Here is an 18,757-nt window from a genome sequence, read left to right on the forward strand (position 1 = left end):
TTGCATTAGTGTTTCTTCAAAGAATTATCTTCAACTATGACACTCATACCGGGTCTCAAACCATCTACTTTTTCTATTGGATATGCTTTAATTTCAAAAGTTTTCATATCAAAATCTCCTTGAGTTTTGGTGGCACTCCATGTAGCAAAGTCTCCCTGAGCTGCAATATATCTAACTTGTAATTTTATTTTTTTATTATTTAAAGCGGGAACTTGTGCCCAAAAAGTAGCTCCTTTACTAAAACTTGACATTAAATTCTCTTTAATATTAAATACTACCCAAACATCATTTAAATCAACTAAGTTCACAATAGGATATCCGGCACTTACTACCTCTCCTTTATTGGGAATTATTTTTAAAACTTCTGCCGTTGAAGGAGAAAGTACTTTAGCTTCTTTTTTATAAGCTAATACCTCTTGTATTGCTCCTTGAGCTTGATTAACTTGGGCAGATGCCGCTTCTTTATCTTCACTCCTCGATCCATTCATCGCCATTTTATAATTTGCATAGGCTGCTTTTTCCAACTCTCTGGAAGCCTTACTTTGCGTATATGCTTCATCTCTTTTTTGTGCAGATATGACTTTATCATTATATAAATTCTGCATTCTTTCGTAAGTTTTATCTGCTAATTCTGCTGAAGCTTTTGCTTGTTGCCACTGATTGTAGGCACCTTGTATTTGTTCCGATCTTGTCCCTTTTCTCGCTTTTTTATCTTGTGCTTCTGCAGCAGCCTTAGCTGATTCAGCTTGCACTAATTTAGCATCCAACTCCGGTGTACTTAATACGGCCAATAAATCTCCTTCTTTTACCATATCTCCTTCTTTTATTAAAACTTGTTCAAGCCTTCCTGCAATTTTAGGAGAAACGTTGATTTGTGTAGCATCAACCTGACCTTGTATAGTCGCTTGGATCGGTTTATTCATAAACCAAATTGAAAGTCCTATTATTGCTACAATTATAATAATACTTATGATTGAACTTATAAGTTTACTTTTCATATAAAATGATTATTGATTAGTATATTTTATAAAATCTTGACTCAATCCGCTATATTCTAATAAAGATGCTAAATCGACTACATAATTATAACTGGCTTGTAATTTTTGCAGCTTTATTCCTGACAAATTCATTTCTGCATCGACCACATCCGTAGAGGTTTGAACCCCTTCTGAAAATCCTCTTTTTCTTACTCTTACTAATTCTTCTGCTTGAACAATCTGAACATCTAAGTTTTGTATTTGTTCTTCTTGTTTTTGTAAATCCTGAAATATTTTTTCAATCATGGTCCGTATATCCTTTTTGGATTTATCTTGATGATACACAATACTTTCTTTAAGAGCTTTTGCTGATTTAATTTCATTTTTGTGTTGCATTCCGCTAAAAATATTATAGGTTAACCCTACTCCTAAAGACCACGGTTTTCTATTTCTTTCAGTCCCTCCTATCGGATTATTGTGAATTAAAATTGAATTTCCTAAAGCAGATATGGTTGGATAATATGTTGATTGCTTAGATTTTATTGACTGTTCTGATAATTCGACTTGAAGTTGGAGCTTTTGTAATTCCGGATAATTATCAATTGCGAAGTCCTGATAATAGTGTAAAGGTTGTAAATAAGGAACAATAAAAAATGGGGTGGATAATTCTTCTATAACTTGGTCTACACCTAATGTATTTGCCAAAGCTAATCTAGCTAATTGGGCATCTTTTTGAGCAGCAAGTAACTGACGATTAGCTTCTGAAACTGCAACAACTGCTTGAAGTTTTTCAACAGGGGCTATTACCCCTTGTTGCTCCATTTTAGTCGCATCATACAAATGCTGATTCATACCTTCCAAAACTTGTTTTCTGACATTAACCGCTTCTTCAGCGAGCTTGACCTGAAAATATCTTTCAGCTAATTCTGAAATAAGTTTATTTTTAGTGCTTATTAATTCCTTATTTCCTATTTCTGCCTTAATTTTAGATGCTTCAATCGCTGCATTTATTTTTCCTCCTGTGAATAGTGGCCAAGTAAATTTAATCCCTCCCAATGCTATATCTCTTTTAAGAAAATTTACATCCCAATTTCCAAGTTCTTCTGGATCTGCTAGGTCTAAAATATTAGCAATTTCTGATCTTGCGCCATTTAAATTAGCACCAATTTTTTTATCTCGATATATACCGGCACCGAATAGATCTACTTGAGGAAAGCGCAACCCTTTATAAGATTTTAAATCGAACTGATAGGCTTCTTCTTGCTTTTCGACTGCTTTGATCAGATTATTTTCTTTATACATAATAATCTGAGATTCAGAAAATGATAATGATTGAGAACAGAGTCTTAAAGATATGCTAAACGTTAACACTAATGTCAAGGAATTTCTGATATATCCTATCATACTTTTGTATATATTATATTTACAAAAATAAAATATTTTTTAATATAATTTATTTTTTATTGAAGTATCCATTTTAAAATTATTAACTTTGATTGATATACATTTTAATAAGAGCATCATAGTTATTGTTAGTTATCTAGAAAAACAATAAAAACCTAAATATGTTATATTATGTCAAAATTATTCCAACCTTTAAATCTAGAAAATAACATTCTCAAAAACAGAATTGTAATGTCTCCTATGTGTCAATATTTCGGGAGGGATGGGTTTGCCAATGATTGGCATTTAGTACATTATGGATCTCGCGCTGTTGGAGGAGTTTCCGCAATTATACAAGAAGCTACTGCTGTTTCACCTCAAGGTAGAATAACGTATAAGGATTTAGGTATCTGGAAAGATGAACATATACTTAAATTAAGTAAAATAGTCCAATCCATTCATGACAATAAATGTTTGGCGGGGATCCAATTAGCTCATGCTGGTAGGAAGGCAAGTACTCCTGTTCCTTGGCTCCCAAATGAAAAACTTGAAGACGGATACAGTAAATGGGCTATTGTAGCACCTTCTTCCATTCCTTTTGATATACATTCTCAAAAGCCCAAAGAACTCTCAGTTGATGAAATAAACATTATTATCAATGATTTTAGAGAAGGAGCTGAAAGAGCTGTTAAAGCGGGTTATGATATCATTGAAATTCATGCTGCGCACGGATTTCTAATTCATGAATTTTTATCTCCACTAAGTAATTTAAGAAAAGATGATTATGGTGGCAACTTTCCAAACAGAATTCGGTTGCTAATTAGAATTATAGAATCAATAAAACAAATAATTCCAAAAAAGGTTTCATTATGGGTAAGAATATCTGCTACTGATTGGGAAGAAGGTGGCTGGACGGTGGATGAATCTATAGAATTAGCTGAAATTATAAAAAATTTGGGTGTTGAAGTTTTAGATGTTTCATCCGGTGGCTTAACTGCTCAAGCAAAAATACCCAATAAGCCAAATTATCAAGTACCGTTTGCTAATAAAATTAAAAATAATTCCGGCATAATAACCGGTACTGTAGGATTGATTACCAATGCCATCCAAGCAGAAGAAATTCTTGAAAATAAAGAAGCTGATTTAATATTTATTGGTAGAGAATTATTACGTAACCCATATTTTGTTTTTGAAGCGGCCAATATTTTAAAAAGAGATTTGGAATGGCCTCCACAATATGAAAAAGCTAAATTGCGATAGGTTGTATAAACTTTATTTTTTTGTAAAAATGCAATTTTATTTCCAATTATGTTAGCAGATGGTATTATTTTTGAAAGACCAATTAAGCTAAAGTAAAATTTAAATTAATATCTGTACATTTATGAATAAAACTGCTATGTTAATTATCCTATTTTTTTTAGGGTATTTTATTTCCGCTCAATCTATATCATTTGATCAAGATCAAATCGATTATGGAACAATAAAAAAAGATTCAGATGGCAATCAAATTTTTAAGTTTACTAATACAGGTGATAAACCTTTAATTATTTCTAATGTTAAATCTTCATGTGAATGTTCTGTTCCCTCATGGACCAAAACTCCCATTTTACCGGGAAAATCAGGTGAGATAAATGTTAAGTATAACACAAAAAAACTCGGAAAGTTTTCAAAATCAATTGAAGTATATAGTAATGATCCTAAGGTTTCAAGAAAACTTTTAAAAATTAAAGGACAAGTTCAATGATATAAAAAATTACAGTTAAATAATATCAAACATGAAAAAATTTATTTTAAGTTCAGCATTCCTACTCGGAACATATATTTTCAGTAATGCTCAAGAAATAAAAATTATCAATTATGATAATAATACAGTGGATTACGGTAAAATAAACAAAGGATCTGACGGTAAAAGGATTGTAAAAATTCAAAATATAGGAGATAAACCATTAATAATTTCCAATATAAACACATCTTGTGGATGCACAGTACCTCAATGGCCTACAGAACCGATTGCTCCAGGAAAGAAAGGAGAAATTACAGTAACTTACAATACTTCTAACGTTGGTAAATTCAGTAGAACCATTACTATTTCTTCTAATGATGAGAAAAAACCCAATTTACCCGTTAAAATAGAAGGCACTGTAATAGCTTCTGAAACTTTACCTAATATTAAAAAATAATACCAATTTATTATACTAATAGTAAGGACATTGCATACATCAGTGTCCTTTCTTTATAAAATTAAAAGTCTTTTTACATTTCTGTACATTTTGTTTTTTGTAGCTTTGTGTTTTCACACTAAATTCATTTTTTTACATATTATAACTTCTTATTTATTTACATGAAAAAGATTGTTAATATTTTTCTGTTTTTAGTTTTTTTAATAATTGTTGCCGGTTGCATAATGCCATCATTTCTTCCAAAAAAAATAGAAATTATAACTACCAAAGAGTTTAACAATCCAATTAGTGAAGTATTTGCAGAATTTAATGATCTTGAAAATTACGCATCTTGGGGGCTATTAATTAATGAAGATTCTGTGAACACCAGAATAAATTATTTCTCTCCCTATAAAGGAGCCGGTAGCAGTTTAACTTGGAATAATTCGAAAGATCATACTATTGGTAAAGGAGAATATAAAATATTAACAAGTAAAGTAAACAATTATATAAAATCTCAAATAATTTTTGTTGAAACTGGAGTAGTTTGTATTGAGGATATAAATTTTAAATCGAATGAAGGAGTAACCCGTGTTTCATTCCATCTCAAAACGGATAATTTTACTTATTTTACACGTATTTTTGCTTATTTATATTCTCATAAACTTGAAGAAAGCCTAAATAAAAGCTTTGAAAAACTTACAGTTTTACTCCAAAACGGACGATCTAATAAACAACTCAATGAAGGTGATACCGAGTATTTGGATTTTAAAGGCATACAATTGTTAGCAATTAAAAATGAAACTTCCACCAATTCTTTCGAAGTGTATAAAGCTATGTATAAATCCTTACATGAAATATCTAATTACTTAACGGACAGTTTAAAATTTTCTCACATAGATATTAAAAATCCTATCATATATTACAGTACATATGATACCGTAGCTAAAACTGCTGTTTTTTATTCCGGTTATCCGGTAGATTTAGATTCAAATATAATTCCTGCCAATAACACTATGAGCATACTTTCACTTCCAGCCGGAAAAGCAATTACAACTCCTATAAATGAAAAAGTTCATAATCTTTTTAATGCCCGCTACATATTAGATAAATATGCTAAAGAAAATGGTATTAAGCTTAAAAATATTTACTGGGAAGAATATAAGGATTATCCTTTATCTATTGATGATGATATTAAAGGAAAAGCTTTTTATTTAATTGCCGAATAAATCTAAAATTATACTGATGAAAAAAGCTTTGATAAGTGTTTCAGACAAAACTAATATAATTGATTTGTCTATTTTTTTAAAATCTCAAGGTTATGAAATCATTTCAACCGGAGGGACATATAAATATTTAAAATCCAATAATATACAAGTTACAGAAATAAGTGATTACACCCATTTTCCTGAAATATTAGATGGAAGAGTTAAAACTTTACATCCTACCATACATGGAGGAATACTGGCTTCCAGAACAAAAGAAGATCATATACAATCTATTCATAATCTTAAGATAGATACCATAGATATGGTTGTAGTTAATCTATATCCATTTTTTGATAAACTAAATGAAGGATTACCCGAATCGGAAATGATAGAATTTATAGATATTGGAGGACCTGCTATGCTACGTTCGGCAGCCAAAAATTTTCATTCGGTAACTGTTGTTTCTCAAATTGAAGATTACGCACTAGTAATTAAAGAAATAAAAAAAGAAGGAGACACTTCCCAAAATACACGAAAATGGTTGGCCGGTAAAGTTTTTAATCTTACCTCTTGCTATGATGCAGCCATTGCCAATTATTTATTACGTGATGATTATCCTCACTACTTAACCACTTCTTTTGAAAAAGTAGAAGACCTAAGATATGGGGAAAATCCTCATCAAAAAGCCGCCTTTTATATTGATAAAACTAAAAATGGTGCAATGAAAGACTTGGAACAATTACAAGGAAAAGAGCTTTCATTCAACAATTTCCGTGATATGGATATGGCTTATAAAGTAGTTAATGAATTTTCTGAGACCTGTTGTTGTGCGGTAAAACATTCTACTCCATGCGGGGTAGCATTAGGAAAAAACAGCGCCGATGCATATCAAAAAACTTTTCAATGCGATCCGATCTCTATTTTTGGAGGAATTATTGCTTTTAATCGCTCCGTGGATGAAAACACCGCTCGACTATTGGTAACTGTTTTTTTAGAAATAGTTATTGCACCTTCATTTACCGGCGAAGCATTACAAATATTATCTACCAAAAAAAGTTTACGCGTTATTAAAGTAAACAATTCTTTAACTGATTCAATTGAATTGGTAAAGGTTGATGGTGGTTTATTAGTGCAGGATGTTGATCATGCTACTGTTAATGACTTCAAACAAGTAACTAATACAGCACCGAATCAAAAACAATTGGAAAATTTAATTTTTGCTCAAAAAATAGTTAAACATGCTAAATCTAATGCGATAGTGGTAGCTTCAGAACTACAAGCCCTGGGTATTGGTTCAGGACAAACCAATAGAATATGGGCAGCGCAACAAGCTATTGAACGCGCTAAAGAAAAAAGAACAGATAATTTAGTACTGGCTTCGGATGCTTTCTTTCCTTTTCGAGATGTAGTAGATACCGCTGCCAAGAACGGTATACAAGCTATTATTCAGCCCGGAGGATCCCTACGTGATAAAGAAAGCATTGACGCCTGTAATGAATACAATATTCCCATGATATTTACAGGAATACGACATTTTAAACATTGATATAAAAGAACTTTATATATTACCTATATATTCAACTGTTAAATCAAAATGAATTTTTTCTATCTTTAACTTATGAAATTAATTCAGTCTATAATTCTGATTTGCCTGGTTTTATTTGCAAATCTAAACATCTTTATATACCAAAATTGGTGTCATGGAGAGAATATAGGCTATACTATTAATTTTAAAAAATTTTCTAATGAATTAAAACATTCGAAAAAGAAGGATAATCCTACTTTTAAAAGAGATTTATGCTGTAAGGACATACTAATAAAATCTAATGAAAATACATTTTTCTCATTTGAGACTAATTTTCAACATTTCATTTTTAATTTTATAGGAATCCTTCCCAATTTGAATTGGAATCTATTTAATTGGGCATCTTGTCAAAAAGAAGGTGTCGCGCAACTTTATTGCAACCCTCCCCCTCCTATTTCTCAATTATATAAATTGTATTGCCGTTATACCTACTACGGATAAAGTATATTTTTTCATTGTTAATCTATATTCTATTTTCTTTATGATAGAAATAGTAGCATTATTGTGTATAGTCAATTCTCAATAGTGCAAGTATAAATAATCAATTTTTACAAATAAATGAAAATAAATGAAAAAATATATAAGTATGTTTTTGCTCTTTTATGGCTTATTTTCAATAGCTCAGCATAAAACATTAAAAGGTCGTATATTAACTACTTTAGAAAATGGAAAAAATATCCCGATTAGGGGCGCCAATGTGAATTGGAAAGAACATCCAATTATGAAAACTGTTACGGACAGCTTAGGTAATTTTGAGTTGATGTATCACGAAGGTCTCTTTACTATTGAAACAGTTAAAGAAGGTTTTATTCCCCAAGAAATTAAAATAGAATCTGTGGATCATCCCGTAGACGTTTTTTTAGATGCGGAACCTTCTCGCTCAGATAAAGTATTGGATGAAGTTGTGATACGACAAAGGGCTAATGCGGTGAGCATAAAAGCCAATTCCGCTTCTCTTACTTATACTATTAATAAAACTGAATTGTTGAAAGCCGCTTGTTGTAATTTGGCAGAAAGTTTTGAAACGAATCCCACTGTAGACATATCAACTACCAATGCAGTAACAGGTTCAAAACAAATCAAAATGTTAGGATTAGATCAAAAATATACTTCCATCACAGTTGACAATATGCCGGAAGTAAGAGGATTGTCTAGTGCCAGTGGTATAAATTTTATACCCGGCACCTGGATAAGCAGTATTCAACTTACCAAGGGAGGCAGTACGGTTACTAATGGTTACGAAGCAATTACCGGTCAAATTAATACTGAATTAATGAAGTATAAAGATAAGAATTTCACCACTATCAATTTTTTTGGTAATCATAATGCTCGTTTGGAATTAAATGTAATTAACGCTTCATCTATTTCCAATAATTGGAGCAATACAATTTTAACCCATCTAAGCGGTAGACTGGCTAAAGAAGATATGAATCATGATGGATTTCTTGACAGTCCTATTTCCAAGCAAATAAATATAATGGATATCATTCATTATGATGGAATTAAAAACAATGGATGGGGTTCTCAAATTGGTATTCAAGCGCTTTATGATAAACAAACAGGGGGCGAAAAAAAATTTAGAGAATCAACGGACCGCCTGACTAAAAATCATTATGGGCTAGGTATTGAAAATACACATTTTGAAATATGGAACAAAACCGGATTTGTATATCTTAGTAAGCCTTATCAGAGTATAGGTTTACAAACTAAGTTTATTCATCACAATATTGACAGCTATTTTGGTCAAAGAATTTATACCGGTAATGAAAATTCATTTTTCACCAATTTATTATTTGAAAGTATCATGGGCAACACTAATCATAAATATACGCTAGGTGCAAGTTATCTTCATGATGCATTCAATGAGGATTTTGAAAATACTAATTTTAAAAGAACTGAAAATGTACCGGGTATATTTGCCGAATATACGAATACAGCAATTAAAAATTTAACTTTAGTAACAGGAGTAAGAACAGATTTTCATAATTTGGCGGGGAACCAAGTACTACCGAGAATTAATATTAAATATTCTTTTTTGCCTAAAACCACCCTTCGTTTAGCTGCCGGGAAAGGTATGAGAACAGCCAATATTTTTTCAGAAAATATGCAGTATTTTGCCTCTTCACGTAAGGTATATATTCAATCAAACCATGGCGATATTTATGGTTTAAAACCTGAAATCGCATGGAATTATGGGGGTAGTTTAATTCAAAATTTTAAAATGGGAACTGTCAAAAATACATTTACGATCGATTATTACCGAACGGATTTTAAAAAACAAATTCTTATAGACCTTGATCGATCCTCCCAAGCTCTATGGTTTTATAATTTAGATGGGAAATCATTTTCAAATACTTTTCAGGCTGTATGGGATATTATACCTATTACCAACCTGGAATTACATTTTGCTTATAAATGGTATGATATTAAAGCAGATTATGCTGAAGGTAGGCGACAAGTTCCATTTACTTCTAAAAATAGAGGTCTATTTTCTATATCGTATACTACTCAAGAGACTGAAAATAAAAGTAAATGGGCGATGGATTTTACATGGCAATACATAGGTAAACAAAGACTTCCTAATACCTCTCAAAACCCGATAGAGTATCAACGAAAATCGTTTTCTCCTAATTATACGCTAATGAATGCTCAATTATCCAGATATTTTACAGATAAATTCAGGACTTATTTAGGGGTGGAAAATCTGAGCAACTATAAACAAAAAAATCCAATTATAAATTCTGAAAATCCTTTTGGTTCCTATTTCGATACCTCGATAATTTATGCTCCTATAGTGTCTTCTATGTTTTATTTGGGATTTGATTTTAAATTATAAAGATCAATTGAATTTACTTATAAATAAAAAACGACTGAATATAATTCAGTCGTTTTTTATTCCAGTATTTATTAATAAATGAACCTTTTAATAACTTCTTCTAAAGCTATTTCTAGGTTTTTCGTCTCTTGGTCTAGCTTCTGAGACATTAATAACTTTACCATCAAATTCTTTTTGATTTAATTCCTGAATTGCCGTTTTAGCTTCCGCGTCTGCCATTTCAACAAATCCAAAACCTCTTGATCTTCCGGTTTCACGATCTTGTATTATTTTTGCTGATTCAACTTCTCCGTACTCTGAAAATAAGTCATGTAAATCTTCGTTGGTCAACCTGTAATTCAGGTTTGAAATAAAAATGTTCATATAAAAATTTTAAAAAATTGGTAAAAAATTAATTGAGAAGAAATCAGACCAAAAACTAGCAATTCAAAGTAAAAAGTAGAAGTAAGTATAATAACAATCTCAACGTGCTAATTTACATAATTTTATCAATAAAATCTAATTTTATTTTTTATTTTTTATAAGAATATAAAAATACCTTTCCTACCTACTACCTTTTACATTAATATTAATTTATATAAGGTATTTTATTATTAATATTTTAAGCTAAATTAATATATTTTACCCATTTAATATTTTAAAGTAGCTAAATAAGAAAATGAAAAATTCTTAAAATTTAAAGTAAAAATTGTAATAATCGAACGTTTATTCTTTGTTAAAGCTATAATTTAAAAAAGAGAAGCAAATTTAAAACAGGCGAAATGTTTATAAGTTCATAGTTATTTTTTTTGCAATGTAAGAACCAATAATACAACCAACGCAATCTGCTACCATATCAAAAAATTCAAAAGTTCTTCCCAGTTTCATATATTCTTGTAAAAATTCAATCAAAATTCCATAACAAGTACCTATACATATTATTTGAAATTGGTTTTTTTTCGGAAAAGACATTTTTGCTAAAAAAGCTAATCCTAAAAATGTAATAGTATGAATTAACTTATCATTAAAAAGAGGAAAATATTTTAACAACTTTTTATTTCCTTGAGGAGCACGTAGCAATAACCACGTTAACAAACTAAAATATAAAAATAGTATAATACGTATTTTTTTATAATGTTTAATTAACCAATTCTTTATATTTTTCAGCATTAAATAAATGGTCTATTGTAGTATCTTGTAATTCAATTTTTATAATCCAACCCTTTCCATAAGGATCCGTATTTACTAATGTAGGTAAATTTTCCAGCTCCTGGTTTAATTCAAGCACTTTTCCATTAATAGGCATAAAAAGGTCCGACACGGTCTTTATGGCTTCTAAGGTACCAAAAACTTCATCAATCTTCAGTTTACCACCTATGCAATTTATATCTACATAAATAATATCTCCTAGCTGTTTTTGAGCGTAATCAGTAATACCGATATGAGCCGTTACACCTTCGATTTTTATCCATATATGTTTAGAACTATAAAGTAATTCAGATGGAATATTCATTTTAAAAATTTTTTCTTTACAAATATAATTAATTTCCAAAGGTAAATGTCGCACTTAAGCCGGCTCTTATGGTTGAAAGCGGATAAGCGGTAGAAACTTTATATTTAGTAATCATTTGCTCATAGAAAAATTTAAGATTAAAATTCTTTGTAAAGCTATAATCTGTTGAAAATTTTAATGAAACTAGATTTTGCCCTCCCGTTACCTGTGAATCCAATTCTACCAAACGTCTGATGGTAGTTTTGTTATCTCTAATTGAAACATCACCTCGAATATTCAAATCACCGGTTATTGGTTTAGTAGCACCTCTATAGCGTAACTTCAATTTAACATCTTTCACAATATACCCTAACCCAAATACCACCTCATTGCCATAATCCTCCTGTAAAGTGTAATTAGTTAAGCCTAAAGAATATATTCTATCTTTATTATATGCTACTCTAATTTGAATATTATTTCTCATCGTTACATCAACTCCTGCTAATGGACTAAAACCTTCAGACATGACAACGGAACCGTATGTATAATAATTGTATCTGTTACCATTTAAATCCCGTTCAGGTGCTTTCGTATCGTTTTGTAATAAATAATAATCAGGATTGGTTTGCACTCCATTAATAGTATAATTTGAAATATAACTATGGTTAATTCTAAATTCTTTAAACCAATAATTAATAAATGGAATATTTTTTAATCCTCCGTAGGTAATTTTCCAATTAGGAACCGGCATATTGCGTTTATAACCTATCTTTTGACTATTCGGACTCCTACCCGTGAACGCAGACACAAACGATGGTAATAAAACTTCTGAGTTTGTTAATCCATAACCATCTATATAACCATCATTATTTGAATCAACTAGAGGTTGTCCTTGTATTGCAGCAACTCTTTGTGATAAAATCATAGAATTGCTTATCATTTTATTATACACATATTCTCCGGATTTAAAAGAGGTAGCAAAAGATACAACGGATGAGCTGAACATAGCTGATTGATTTACAAATGTATTTACTAGTTGTCCTGTTATAGGATCAATGGAATTAAATCCTGAATGAGATAATGTCTTTTGATGATTACGCATGATATTTAAATCAATCTGTAAATGATTAATCGGTTCTAATTGTAAGGTAGCGGACAATTGTGAGTTATTTGTTTTTACATATGGACTGGTCATATATTCATTTAAGGAAACCCAGCCTTCTGTTACCGCTTTATTTCTTAAATCAAATTGTGAGCCAAATAAAAATCCAAAAGTTGGACCACTTGTTGAACCGGCATATCTTCCTACTCCGAAAAAACTAGGTTCAGGCAAGAATCCCGGTAAGATAGTTCCTTTGTTTTCATTTACCTGTATTTGACCTCTCTTGAAACTACCTGCTATCATCCATAAATAATCTGTAGTCCTATATTTATTTTTAATAATGTATTTCTTAAATGATTTAGGCTTTTTTAATGCAAAGTTTGTTTCGTAGGCTCTATTTAAGGAGTCTATTTCTCTTTGTCTTTTTCTTCTTTTTTCCTCAAATTTTTTATAGTTTGAAAAATAATTGTAAAATCTATTGAAATCAACATTTCCTATAACTGTTATTGTTTGTGCATTTTGTGCTGTATTTCCTAAACTTCTTTTTCTTGGATCGGTGTTAGTTGGGTCATAAGAAGTCTGAAAATTAGAACCAGCCTGCCAATCATATTGACCTGTATATCCTACTTCCATTGAAGTAAAATCCAAATAGGGAAGCAAATGAATAGGAACTCTATAATTTAACTGGAATCTTTGATTAAAATTGATAGGCCTTCCTGCGGTAAACAATCCATTCCATATCATTCCGTCATCCGGCAATCCGTTTCCTATATCATCCAATATCGTCCTTGTTCCAGATGAAAAATCCAACTTGAGTGAACGTGTAAGATTGAATCCAATATTGTATTGCCAACCAAATAAAAAATTATTGGCAAAAATTGGAGTGTAACTATTGGGATTATTATTGAGATAGGCATTGATATCTCTGTATTGGAATTCATTATAAGTTCTTGCTATGTCTGTTTTAAAAGACAAACGTGTAGGAACCGGATTGAAATTAACTTCTTTTAACCATTTTAAATATTTTGCAAACCTGCTTGTATCTTGTACTACCCCTAATTTTTTAAATGGTTGATAATATATACCTTTTGGTGAGAAATTATAATCTATATAGGCTTGTAAATTTTGATATATACTATAAGTAGTATAAATATCTCTAAAATAATCAGTTGAATAAGAAAAAGAGGCTGATAAATTTTCAACATCGTAAAACCTAGGTTGTTTATTGGTAGTCCTATCTTTTCTTAAATTTGATATTGAAATATTTTTTTGTGAAGAATAGCTTCTTACTACTTTTTTAATTTCATTTTTTCTTGGATCATTTTTCAACTTTACATCATTATCCAACGGATTATATTTTGGATCTATAAAAGTTTCTGACATGCTAATGCTAACCGGTATTTTCATTCCCCAATTTTCTGGAAGAACTCTATCTACATTTACGGCTGCACTAACCATATATTGTTTGGTTTCATCTTGGCTTCTTTCACTAGGTTTGCTATCGATTGCTCCAAAACCAACGGATTGATAGGTTCCGGAAGCAGATATTTGAGCAAAATCTGCCAAATTAAAATTAATACTTGCATTGGCGGCATATCCTCCTTCATTATCAATATCGGACAAACGAAGTTCATCTAACCACAGTACAACATGCTTATCTATACTGGAAGTATTTCGTACCCCCATCATAATTGAATTAACGTTACCTATAGAGGGTCTACCTTTTACATATATAATTTTATCATCACTTCCCGTGACATGACTTCGATAACGAATAGTGCTATTATATAAGTTATTCTTGTCTTTTTCATTTTTAGCAGCCACCAAATCTTTTAATTTTAACTCTATTGTATTTTCAATAGGCCATATATCAGTAGCAGAAATAGCGGTATTGGGAGTATATTTTAATGGAAATTCATATTCATAGTAATTGTCTGACAAATCACTACCAATACGGATAAAAAACTTAGCTTCTTTATCTATACTATTACTTGAGACATCTTGCATGTTTTCAGCATGTACAAACATTTTTAAAGTTTTGTAACGTCTCATGTCTAATGCTATATTTTTATAAATACCTCGGGGTTCCGAATTTTTTAATTCTTTTATTTCTAATTTTAAGGATGATTCATTTTGCATTTGTGTGCCGGTAGTATTGCCTAAAATCTCTCTGCTTATTCCTGGAGGCAATACATACGGAGGACGAGAAGTTGTATTTTCTTCTAAATTTACTGCACTGATAATAACATTGGATACAGGTAAAAGAGTTGCATTTCCTTCCTCTGAATCTTGTTTGCTTTCACCACTAACTGATGAAATATTTTTTTCATATTTTCTCCAATCACTTCTGACTAAATCAAAGGTTGCAAAACGTAAAGTTGCAGTATTGGAAAATCCTTTCATCAACATACGAATGTATCGTACATTATTCAAAATTTCAGCAGATCCAAATTCGTATGCACTAACCGGAATTCGAACTAAATACCAAGTTGTATTACCTTTTTTACCGTTAGGAAGTGATACTTCTACTTCTTTTTTATCTACAACAAATGAGTTTTGGTTACTTCTTAAATCTGAATCTAATAAAGATAGACGGTATTGCGTATAATTTTCTGTTTCGTCTAAGTTGAAATCTTTATTTAAATCTTCAGTATCTGGAGATGCGGAAGATGCATCCATAGAATTAGATGGTGAATTGCCTTCCAAATTTCTGTAATACTTGTACCTGCTTATGATTGAATTTTTTTCATTGGAAGAATCCCACCCCCCATGTAAATAAAATACATAATCGTCTGCGGACGGGTCAACTTCACCGGTTATTGGATTTACATAATTTGCATTATCACCAATATCATATCCTTTATTTTTATAATAATCTGCTTCTTCAAAACTTGTTAAACCGTCATATCCAACGTCTTGTTTTCTTCTGGCTTCACCTTCTGTGTCAAAAGCATAAACTAATGGATAATTTTTGGGTTGTTTTCCTAAGTTTGTTGTTGTCATTTGACTTATATCATCACTAATGCCATTTTCATACTGCATAAAGCCATCTTTTAACACATCTTCAGACACATTACCTAACTGAAGTATCAATTCCGGCTTATTTCCTAAAGGATTAGATCCCGGTGATTTACTGTCAGCATAAGGATCCATCATCCAAAATTCAACATATTCAATGTTTGCTTCAGAAAAATTTGTAACTGATATAGGCCTCATTAGTCCTCCCCATCTGTCTTGCTCAGGATTTTCTTTACGTGTATTAAAATTGTAGGGACCTCTTTCATTCGGATAAAAAGATACATCAAAAGTATTCATGTAAAGCTGCTCACCTGCTATATAATCTCTTTCTGTAAATATTTCTTGGTATTTAACTCTTCTTTGTAAATGTAAAGATAATGCATTATTATCTATACCCGCGGGTTGTCCTCCTCCTATTCCAAAAAATCTAGGATCAATATTATACCAACTCATTAGTGCTCTTCCATCACCATTTTTTATATCATTCATATAGGTTGCTCCAAATCCACCTTTTTCGGGTTTACTGGCTATTCCCCAATACCCGGGTTCTTTTAAGCTTATTTTTGATGCAGTTGTTTCAAAATCATCAATGTAGGAATTATCATTAATTGTTTTATTTTCTCCAGGAAGTAATGCTGCCCCTTCGACTTTAAGGCTTATATTGGATTCTGCTTCCGTTTTTATTCCCGGGATCCAATTCGTGAGCTTCGTCAAGAAAGGAAATTCTTTATTCAACATCATATTAAATCCAATCATTGAATTATTAACCGGCTCTGAACCAAATTGTACTTTTTGTGTTAAAGGTCTTTCTTTATAATTAAGAAAAGTCGCTCCAACTATAAATTCATCATTGAATTTATGTTCAACGTTTAATCCCATAAACCTTTTTTTCTGCATATTGAATGCAAATTGGTTCTCTAAACTTATATTAATTGGAACTCCTGAATTTTTATAGGTTTCATTTATAATGGTTACCATTCCCATTTGGTAATCCACAACATAATCTATACCTTCATTTAACATCTGTCCGTTGGCTGAAACTTTAACTGAGCCTTTAGGCACATTAAATGCCCCTAATGATATGCCATTTCCTATACTTCCTTTAAATCTACCCTCAATAGAATAACGATTTGCTAAAGGATCTGATGTAACTATATTAGCTCCTTTTAGATTTTTATACAATTTATCAAAGATATATTTTTCATCTACAGATTTATTTTTTAAATATTCCCCGAATGGTTCCACCTTGGTAAATATTAATTTACCTTTTTGAGAGTTTATGGTAATTCCTTCTACAAAGTCAAATAAACCATCTCCTTTTCCTGTGTTTGTTGCATCATTATTTTGATTTAATCTATCCCAGTTTAATAATTGCAACAATTGTAAATTTTTTACATTGGGATCTGGTAAATAGTTGATCTTGCCTTGAGAAGCGTCTTGATACATAACATTAACAATAAAACCTTCAGAAGAAATTTGAGAAGCATCCATCGAATAAATATTTTTCATCATCAAATCCCACATAGGAGATTCGGGAGAAACTATCTGATTAGGTTTTAGTAATTTTAAGATCAATACTCCGGTTACCTCATTGGAAAATTCTCCAACTTTATAAATTTTACCTGGATTTTTGGAGTCCGTATATTGAAATGCCACAGCTAAGAGCTGGTCATTATTCAGCTTTTGGTTTAATGAAATATATCCTAATTGAGGATTATATGAGTATTCCGTTTCCGAAAGTTTTTTTACTCTTTTATGAACTACAAATTCTTTACCGCTTTCGTAATTCTTCATAGTAGCGGAAGAACTTAAAGTGGGTACAACCGGCAAGGAAACTCCATTTACTGCATTATATGCTGTTGAAGCATCTCTGATTCCTGAAAGATTTGAAATTGTATTATATAGATTTAAATTTGAATTATCCGGAAGTTGTCCATTATTATTCTCACCTAAATCTCTCAACGCAATAATCGGATGTTGCTCTTGAAGGTTTGAATTACCCAAATCGATTCTCCATACTTCTATCTTAGTAATAGTTATCGTAGAACCTATTACCGGATAATTTTCCAGTGCTTTGTCGTAATTGTTTCTAAAATAATGGGTTAAAAAATAATGTTGATTTTCATCATAATCAATTGCTTTAATTTTGAATGTATTGACTACTCCTCCGCCTTGAACCGTTATATTTCTGGCTTCGGATTGTTGTTCTGAAAAAACGGTTGTTAAGAAAGTTTTGCCAAATTGAAATTCTCCTTTAATTCCAAAAAGTGATTCGGCTCCTGTAATTAAACTGGTGCTCAATGGCATATTTACATTACCAAATTCAATTTTTTTAATTATGTTATCTTCTCCTCCACTTGTGCCATTGGGTAAATTTGCACCGCTTCCTAAACCTGGAATCCATGCTAAATTTAATTTATTTTCAAAGTTAAAACCTGCTTGAGTATCATAATTTACCCCTAAATGTACGTTATTACCTACATTTCCGATAAGACTCATTTGGATTCTTTGTCTTAAATCAATGGTAAAATTCTTTCTGTTCTGTGGTAAAATTTGTGGATTGTCGATTTTTTGATGCAATATTCCTAAATCAAATGAAGCAAATCCTGAAGGCCTTAACTCTATTTTATTACCTCCAAATATTTGCTCGAATAGTTTTGATTTAACTGTAATTCCCGGGATAAAGCCTTTTTTTTCAACTTTTCTCCCTTCTTTATTGGCTCTTCCTACTTCGTCTTGTAAACGTGAACGCTCTTTGTAATATTCATTAAACTTTTGTTGCATTACATAATTAGTATAATCCTCTGCTGTCATTGTTATCGGCGTACCGATAACTACTCCTCCCAGCTTAGGATATAATATGTAATTTCCACTTTTATAATCATAATAAGCTTCATATTTTACGGGATTATCCAGCTTCAAAACTTGTTCATCATCATTTTCCTGTGCAATTAAAATATTACCACTTAAATAAAATATGGCTAAAAATAGCCAATAGTCACGAATATACCTTAACAC

At 31.0% G+C, this 18,757-nt stretch carries 13 protein-coding genes; 7 read left to right on the forward strand and 6 right to left on the reverse strand.

Annotation, left to right across the window (positions count from 1 at the left end; translation table 11 throughout):
• Window positions 1-5: 5 nt before the first annotated feature.
• On the reverse strand, window positions 6-998 hold the full coding sequence (locus ASC36_RS02300) for an HlyD family secretion protein (RefSeq protein WP_055424868.1): 993 nt from the start codon (window positions 996-998) through the stop codon (window positions 6-8).
• 9 nt (window positions 999-1,007) lie between these two features.
• Window positions 1,008-2,381 (reverse strand): TolC family protein, encoded by a 1,374-nt coding sequence (locus ASC36_RS02305; protein WP_055424869.1) that lies wholly within the window; start codon window positions 2,379-2,381, stop codon window positions 1,008-1,010.
• 171 nt (window positions 2,382-2,552) lie between these two features.
• Here ASC36_RS02305 and ASC36_RS02310 point away from each other — a divergent pair, with 171 nt between their 5' ends.
• The 7 genes from ASC36_RS02310 to ASC36_RS02340 all read left to right on the forward strand — a co-directional run bounded on the left by ASC36_RS02310 (window position 2,553) and on the right by ASC36_RS02340 (window position 10,148).
• Window positions 2,553-3,620, forward strand: coding sequence for an NADH:flavin oxidoreductase/NADH oxidase (locus tag ASC36_RS02310; RefSeq protein WP_055424870.1), 1,068 nt, complete (start codon window positions 2,553-2,555; stop codon window positions 3,618-3,620).
• 121 nt (window positions 3,621-3,741) lie between these two features.
• Window positions 3,742-4,104: a DUF1573 domain-containing protein gene (locus ASC36_RS02315; RefSeq protein WP_055424871.1), complete on the forward strand. Its 363-nt coding sequence runs from the start codon at window positions 3,742-3,744 to the stop codon at window positions 4,102-4,104.
• A 31-nt stretch (window positions 4,105-4,135) separates the two neighbouring features.
• On the forward strand, window positions 4,136-4,540 hold the full coding sequence (locus ASC36_RS02320; RefSeq protein ID WP_055424872.1) for a DUF1573 domain-containing protein: 405 nt from the start codon (window positions 4,136-4,138) through the stop codon (window positions 4,538-4,540).
• A gap of 161 nt (window positions 4,541-4,701) precedes the next feature.
• The gene (locus ASC36_RS02325) at window positions 4,702-5,748 is read left to right on the forward strand and encodes an SRPBCC family protein (RefSeq protein ID WP_055424873.1); all 1,047 of its coding nucleotides are present in this window, start codon (window positions 4,702-4,704) and stop codon (window positions 5,746-5,748) included.
• 13 nt (window positions 5,749-5,761) lie between these two features.
• Window positions 5,762-7,273 (forward strand): bifunctional phosphoribosylaminoimidazolecarboxamide formyltransferase/IMP cyclohydrolase, encoded by a 1,512-nt coding sequence (gene purH, locus ASC36_RS02330; protein ID WP_141656178.1) that lies wholly within the window; start codon window positions 5,762-5,764, stop codon window positions 7,271-7,273.
• A 72-nt stretch (window positions 7,274-7,345) separates the two neighbouring features.
• Window positions 7,346-7,753 (forward strand): HYC_CC_PP family protein, encoded by a 408-nt coding sequence (locus ASC36_RS02335; RefSeq protein ID WP_055424875.1) that lies wholly within the window; start codon window positions 7,346-7,348, stop codon window positions 7,751-7,753.
• Between the two features lie 127 nt (window positions 7,754-7,880).
• Window positions 7,881-10,148 carry a TonB-dependent receptor gene (locus ASC36_RS02340; RefSeq protein ID WP_055424876.1) on the forward strand — a complete coding sequence of 756 codons (2,268 nt, stop codon included), beginning with the start codon at window positions 7,881-7,883 and terminating at the stop codon, window positions 10,146-10,148.
• 87 nt (window positions 10,149-10,235) lie between these two features.
• On the opposite strand, the gene ASC36_RS02345 is transcribed toward ASC36_RS02340, so the two are convergent.
• From ASC36_RS02345 to sov, 4 genes are all read right to left on the reverse strand, one after another.
• Entirely contained in the window at window positions 10,236-10,511 is a 276-nt protein-coding gene (locus tag ASC36_RS02345; RefSeq protein ID WP_055424877.1) for an RNA recognition motif domain-containing protein, read from the reverse strand.
• A gap of 402 nt (window positions 10,512-10,913) precedes the next feature.
• A complete protein-coding gene (locus ASC36_RS02350) occupies window positions 10,914-11,297 on the reverse strand; it encodes a VanZ family protein (protein ID WP_055424878.1) in 384 nt (127 codons plus the stop codon).
• Window positions 11,266-11,640 (reverse strand): glycine cleavage system protein GcvH, encoded by a 375-nt coding sequence (gene gcvH / locus ASC36_RS02355; protein ID WP_055424917.1) that lies wholly within the window; start codon window positions 11,638-11,640, stop codon window positions 11,266-11,268. Before gcvH ends, ASC36_RS02350 begins: the two co-directional genes overlap by 32 nt.
• Before the next feature lie 28 nt (window positions 11,641-11,668).
• On the reverse strand, window positions 11,669-18,757 hold the full coding sequence (sov, locus tag ASC36_RS02360) for a T9SS outer membrane translocon Sov/SprA (protein ID WP_055424879.1): 7,089 nt from the start codon (window positions 18,755-18,757) through the stop codon (window positions 11,669-11,671).

Source organism: Apibacter mensalis (assembly GCF_001418685.1).
GTDB lineage: Bacteria > Bacteroidota > Bacteroidia > Flavobacteriales > Weeksellaceae > Apibacter > Apibacter mensalis.

Bases quoted from the DNA above. Each gene is read 5' to 3' on its own strand.
- ASC36_RS02335 (WP_055424875.1), top strand. From the start codon at position 7,346: ATGAAATTAATTCAGTCTATAATTCTGATTTGCCTGGTTTTATTTGCA.
- ASC36_RS02300 (WP_055424868.1), bottom strand. From the start codon at position 998: ATGAAAAGTAAACTTATAAGTTCAATCATAAGTATTATTATAATTGTA.
- ASC36_RS02350 (WP_055424878.1), bottom strand. From the start codon at position 11,297: ATGCTGAAAAATATAAAGAATTGGTTAATTAAACATTATAAAAAAATA.
- ASC36_RS02340 (WP_055424876.1), top strand. From the start codon at position 7,881: ATGAAAAAATATATAAGTATGTTTTTGCTCTTTTATGGCTTATTTTCA.
- ASC36_RS02310 (WP_055424870.1), top strand. From the start codon at position 2,553: ATGTCAAAATTATTCCAACCTTTAAATCTAGAAAATAACATTCTCAAA.
- ASC36_RS02305 (WP_055424869.1), bottom strand. From the start codon at position 2,381: ATGATAGGATATATCAGAAATTCCTTGACATTAGTGTTAACGTTTAGC.
- ASC36_RS02325 (WP_055424873.1), top strand. From the start codon at position 4,702: ATGAAAAAGATTGTTAATATTTTTCTGTTTTTAGTTTTTTTAATAATT.
- ASC36_RS02315 (WP_055424871.1), top strand. From the start codon at position 3,742: ATGAATAAAACTGCTATGTTAATTATCCTATTTTTTTTAGGGTATTTT.
- ASC36_RS02345 (WP_055424877.1), bottom strand. From the start codon at position 10,511: ATGAACATTTTTATTTCAAACCTGAATTACAGGTTGACCAACGAAGAT.
- ASC36_RS02320 (WP_055424872.1), top strand. From the start codon at position 4,136: ATGAAAAAATTTATTTTAAGTTCAGCATTCCTACTCGGAACATATATT.
- gcvH (WP_055424917.1), bottom strand. From the start codon at position 11,640: ATGAATATTCCATCTGAATTACTTTATAGTTCTAAACATATATGGATA.